The following is a 4,492-nucleotide window of genomic DNA, read 5'->3' as shown; positions in this document are numbered from 1 at the left end:
GGGGGGTTTGGGGCGGGGGGGGTGGGGGGCGGGCCACCCCCGGCGCCGGGGGGCCCCCGGGTCCGCGGTGGGTCCCCCCCGGCCCCGCCCTTTCACCGTTTCTTCCGGGGGCTCCGCCCCCGGACCCCCGGTCCTCAAACGCCGGACGGGCTGAAATCAGCCCGCGATCCGGGGGTGCGAGGGGGCGGAGCCCCGCTCGGAAACGGCGAAAGGGCGGGACCGGGGCTCAACACCGCCGCGACGGCGCGGTTCGGCGGTGCCGTACGGCCTCGGGCCGTCGTGTCACCCGTTGCGCCGCAAGGCCTCCGTGAGGCGGATCGCCGCGTCCAGGACGGCCTGGGCGTGCATGCGCCCGGGGTGGCGCGTGAGGCGCTCGATCGGTCCGGAGACCGAGACCGCGGCAACGACACGGTTGGACGGTCCACGAACCGGCGCCGAGACCGACGCCACACCCGGCTCGCGCTCGCCGATCGACTGGGCCCAGCCCCGCCGCCGTACGCCCGAGAGCGCGGTCGCCGTGAAGCGGGCGCCCTGGAGGCCGCGGTGCAGCCGCTCAGGCTCCTCCCAGGCCATGAGGACCTGGGCCGCCGAGCCGGCCTTCATCGGCAGCGTGGAGCCCACGGGCACCGTGTCCCGCAATCCGGACAGTCGTTCTGCTGCGGCCACGCAGATCCGCATGTCGCCCTGGCGCCGGTAGAGCTGCGCGCTCTCGCCCGTGACGTCGCGCAGGTGCGTGAGGACGGGGCCCGCCGTGGCCAGGAGCCGGTCCTCGCCCGCCGCGGCCGCGAGCTCGCTCAGCCGGGGTCCGAGGATGAAACGGCCCTGCATGTCGCGCGCCACCATCCGGTGGTGCTCCAGGGCCACCGCGAGCCGGTGCGCCGTCGGACGCGCGAGCCCCGTCGCCGTGACCAGCCCGGCGAGGGTCGCCGGGCCGGACTCCAGAGCGCTCAGAACCAGAGCCGCCTTGTCGAGTACGCCCACACCGCTAGAGCCGCCACTACTGTTGTCCATGCAACGATACTCGCGTCTCACACTATGAAACGCAAGTTCATATTCTCCCAAGAAGCGCCACTCTGGAACGGACACCACCCACCCCACAGGAGAGACAGCGATGGGACGGACACTCGCGGAGAAGGTCTGGGACGACCATGTCGTGACGCGCGCCGAGGGCGAGCCCGACCTCCTCTTCATCGATCTCCACCTGCTCCACGAGGTGACCAGCCCGCAGGCCTTCGACGGCCTGCGAAAGGCGGGACGACCGGTCCGCAGGCTGGACCTGACCATCGCCACCGAGGACCACAACACCCCCACCCTCGACATCGACAAGCCCATCGCGGACCCCGTCTCCCGCACCCAGCTGGAGACCCTGCGCCGCAACTGCGCCGAGTTCGGGGTGCGCCTCCATCCGCTGGGCGACATCGAGCAGGGCGTCGTCCACGTGGTGGGCCCGCAGCTGGGGCTGACGCAGCCGGGCACGACCGTGGTCTGCGGCGACAGCCACACCTCCACCCACGGCGCGTTCGGCGCGCTCGCGTTCGGCATCGGCACCAGCCAGGTCGAGCACGTCCTGGCCACCCAGACCCTGCCGCTGGCGCCGTTCAGGACCATGGCGGTCACCGTCGAGGGCGAACTGCCCGAGGGCGTCACCGCCAAGGACCTGATCCTCGCGGTCATCGCCAGGATCGGCACGGGCGGCGGCCAGGGTTACGTCATCGAGTACCGCGGCTCCGCCATCGAGAACCTCTCGATGGAGGCCCGGATGACCGTGTGCAACATGTCCATCGAGGCGGGCGCCCGGGCGGGCATGATCGCGCCCGACGAGACCACCTTCGCCTACCTCAAGGGCCGCGCCCACGCCCCCCGCGGCGCGGACTGGGACGACGCCGTCGCCTACTGGCGCACCCTGCGCACCGACGACGACGCGGTCTTCGACCACGAGGTGGTCATCGACGCCGCCGCACTCTCCCCGTTCGTCACCTGGGGCACCAACCCGGGCCAGGGCGCGCCGCTCTCCTCCGCGGTCCCCGACCCCGCCTCGTACACCGACCCGTCCGAGCGGTTCGCCGCCGAAAAGGCGCTGGAGTACATGGACTTGACGCCGGGTCAGGCCCTGCGCGACATCCGTGTCGACACGGTCTTCGTGGGCTCCTGCACCAACGGCCGCATCGAGGACCTGCGCGCCGCCGCGTCGGTCATCGAGGGCCGGGGCGTCGCCGACGGCGTCCGGATGCTGGTGGTCCCCGGGTCCGTCCGGGTGGCCCTCCAGGCGGTCGAGGAGGGGCTGGACAAGGTGTTCACGGCGGCCGGCGCCGAATGGCGGCACGCGGGTTGCTCCATGTGCCTGGGGATGAACCCCGACCAACTCGCGCCGGGCGAGCGCTCCGCGTCCACCTCCAACCGCAACTTCGAGGGCAGGCAGGGCAAGGGCGGCCGCACCCATCTGGTCTCGCCCCAGGTGGCCGCCGCCACCGCCGTGCTGGGTCATCTCGCCGCCCCGGGCGACCTGCCCGGCCTCGCCACCGACGTACCCACTCCCGTGGAGGCCTGACCGATGGAAGCGTTCACCACCCACACCGGCCGGGCCGTCCCGCTGCGCCGCGGCAACGTCGACACCGACCAGATCATCCCCGCGCACTGGCTGAAGAAGGTGACCCGCGACGGTTTCGAGGACGGGCTCTTCGAGGCGTGGCGCAAGGACCCGGAGTTCGTGCTGAACCGCCCCGAGCGCGCGGGCGCCAGCGTGCTGATCGCCGGCCCCGACTTCGGTACCGGCTCCTCCCGTGAACACGCCGTCTGGGCGCTCCAGAACTACGGTTTCAAAACCGTCGTGTCGTCCCGCTTCGCCGACATCTTCCGCGGCAACTCGCTCAAGAACGGACTGCTCACCGTCGTTCTGCCGCAGGAGACCGTGGAAGCGCTGTGGGAGCTGACCGAGAAGGACCCCACGGCCCCGGTGACGGTCGACCTGGTGGCGCGCGAGGTGCGTGCCGGTGGACTGACGGCCGGTTTCGACCTTGACGAGAACGCCCGGTGGCGACTCCTGGAGGGGCTGGACGACATCGACCTGACCCTCCGGAACGCCTCCGACATCGACGCGTACGAGGCCCGCAGGCCCTCGTTCAAGCCCTCCACGGCAAGAATCTGAGACCAATTCCGGCTCGTTCGGCCCAGTGCCGGACGGTCTTCACGGACCCCGGATTACCGCTGCTCACCCAGGGTTTGGCATGATGCGCCCCCTGTCTTCGGACAGGGGGCGCATCGCATTGTTGAGGCCCTGTGGAGCGACAACTCGCCTCAGATGGCACAATCGGTGCATGGAACGCGACAGCCAACTCAAGCTTTACCGGCTCGTCGCCGACCAACTGAAGGAAGCGCACACAAGGGTGCGCGCACTGCAAGTCCCGGAGGGCGTACGGATGGCGCTGTCCCGGCAGCTGCTGGCCATCACGGCCTCGGCGAAGCACGATCTATCAGGCGCGGCAAGGCGTCTGGACCGGCTGATGAACGACCTCGACGAGGGCCGTTTCCCCGAAGATCCCGGCACGCACGGAACTCCGTGATGCGTCGGGTTCGTTGCGGCACAAGGGTGATTAGACCGTTTCGTGTTTGATTTGCGGTATATATCTGCCTAACGTGCGAAAAGCTGGAGCACTTTCCAGCCAATGTCTCCGAAGGGGAAGACGTGAACAAGGCGCAGCTCGTTGAAGCGATTGCCGACAAGGTCGGCGGCCGTCAGCAGGCCGCGGACGCCGTCGACGCGGTGCTCGACGCGATTGTCCGTGCGGTTGTCGGCGGTGACCGTGTCTCGGTGACCGGCTTCGGTTCGTTCGAGAAGGTCGACCGCCCGGCCCGTTACGCTCGTAACCCGCAGACGGGCGAGCGCGTCCGGGTCAAGAAGACCTCGGTGCCGCGCTTCCGTGCGGGTCAGGGCTTCAAGGACCTGGTGAGCGGCACGAAGAAGCTCCCGAAGGCCGGCGAGGTCTCCGTCAAGAAGGCGCCCAAGGGCAGCCTGACCGCCGGCAAGGCCACCACCAAGGCCGCGGCCAAGAAGGCCACCGCCAAGAAGGCGGCCGCGAAGAAGACCGCCGTCAAGAAGACGACCGCGGCGAAGACCACGGCCGCGAAGAAGACGACGGCCGCCAAGAAGGCGACCGCGGTCAAGAAGACCACGGCGGCCAAGAAGGCCACCCCCGCCACCAAGGCCACCGCCAAGAAGGCGGCGCCCGCGAAGAAGGCGGCCGTGGCGAAGAAGGCGGCTCCGGCCAAGAAGGCGGCCGCGGCGAAGAAGACCGCGCCCGCGAAGAAGGCCACCACCCGCACCACCGCCGCGCGCAAGACCACTGCCAAGAAGACCACTGCCAAGAAGAAGTAAGGCAGCGGACGTACGGCGTAACGCGCCGGGCCGGCGCCAACGCCTGGGACCTCGACGCCCAGCTGGAGCAGGCCATGGACGCGCTGGGCTGCCCGCCCGCCGACTGGCCGGTCGTCAACC

Annotated in this window: 5 protein-coding genes; 4 read left to right on the top strand and 1 reads right to left on the bottom strand. The window is 70.4% G+C overall.

Annotated features, from left to right (window positions below):
- Positions 1–282: 282 nt before the first annotated feature.
- Positions 283–1,011, bottom strand: coding sequence for an IclR family transcriptional regulator NdgR (gene ndgR, locus AB0E98_RS07525; RefSeq protein ID WP_126916265.1), 729 nt, complete (start codon positions 1,009–1,011; stop codon positions 283–285).
- Between the two features lie 100 nt (positions 1,012–1,111).
- On the opposite strand from ndgR, the gene leuC reads away from it, so the two are divergent.
- The 4 genes from leuC to AB0E98_RS07505 all read left to right on the top strand — a co-directional run bounded on the left by leuC (position 1,112) and on the right by AB0E98_RS07505 (position 4,372).
- Entirely contained in the window at positions 1,112–2,548 is a 1,437-nt protein-coding gene (leuC, locus tag AB0E98_RS07520) for a 3-isopropylmalate dehydratase large subunit (protein ID WP_361699613.1), read from the top strand.
- Positions 2,549–2,551: 3 nt separating this feature from the next.
- Positions 2,552–3,145, top strand: coding sequence for a 3-isopropylmalate dehydratase small subunit (gene leuD, locus AB0E98_RS07515; protein ID WP_361699612.1), 594 nt, complete (start codon positions 2,552–2,554; stop codon positions 3,143–3,145).
- A gap of 169 nt (positions 3,146–3,314) precedes the next feature.
- On the top strand, positions 3,315–3,560 hold the full coding sequence (locus tag AB0E98_RS07510) for a hypothetical protein (RefSeq protein WP_311615514.1): 246 nt from the start codon (positions 3,315–3,317) through the stop codon (positions 3,558–3,560).
- Between the two features lie 122 nt (positions 3,561–3,682).
- A complete protein-coding gene (locus tag AB0E98_RS07505; RefSeq protein WP_361699610.1) occupies positions 3,683–4,372 on the top strand; it encodes an HU family DNA-binding protein in 690 nt (229 codons plus the stop codon).
- Positions 4,373–4,492 lie beyond the last annotated feature (120 nt).

Origin of the sequence: Streptomyces sp. NPDC037389, from assembly GCF_040636475.1 — a bacterium.
Taxonomy (GTDB): domain Bacteria; phylum Actinomycetota; class Actinomycetes; order Streptomycetales; family Streptomycetaceae; genus Streptomyces; species Streptomyces hesseae.
This window is presented reverse-complemented; position numbering and strand designations above follow the sequence as displayed.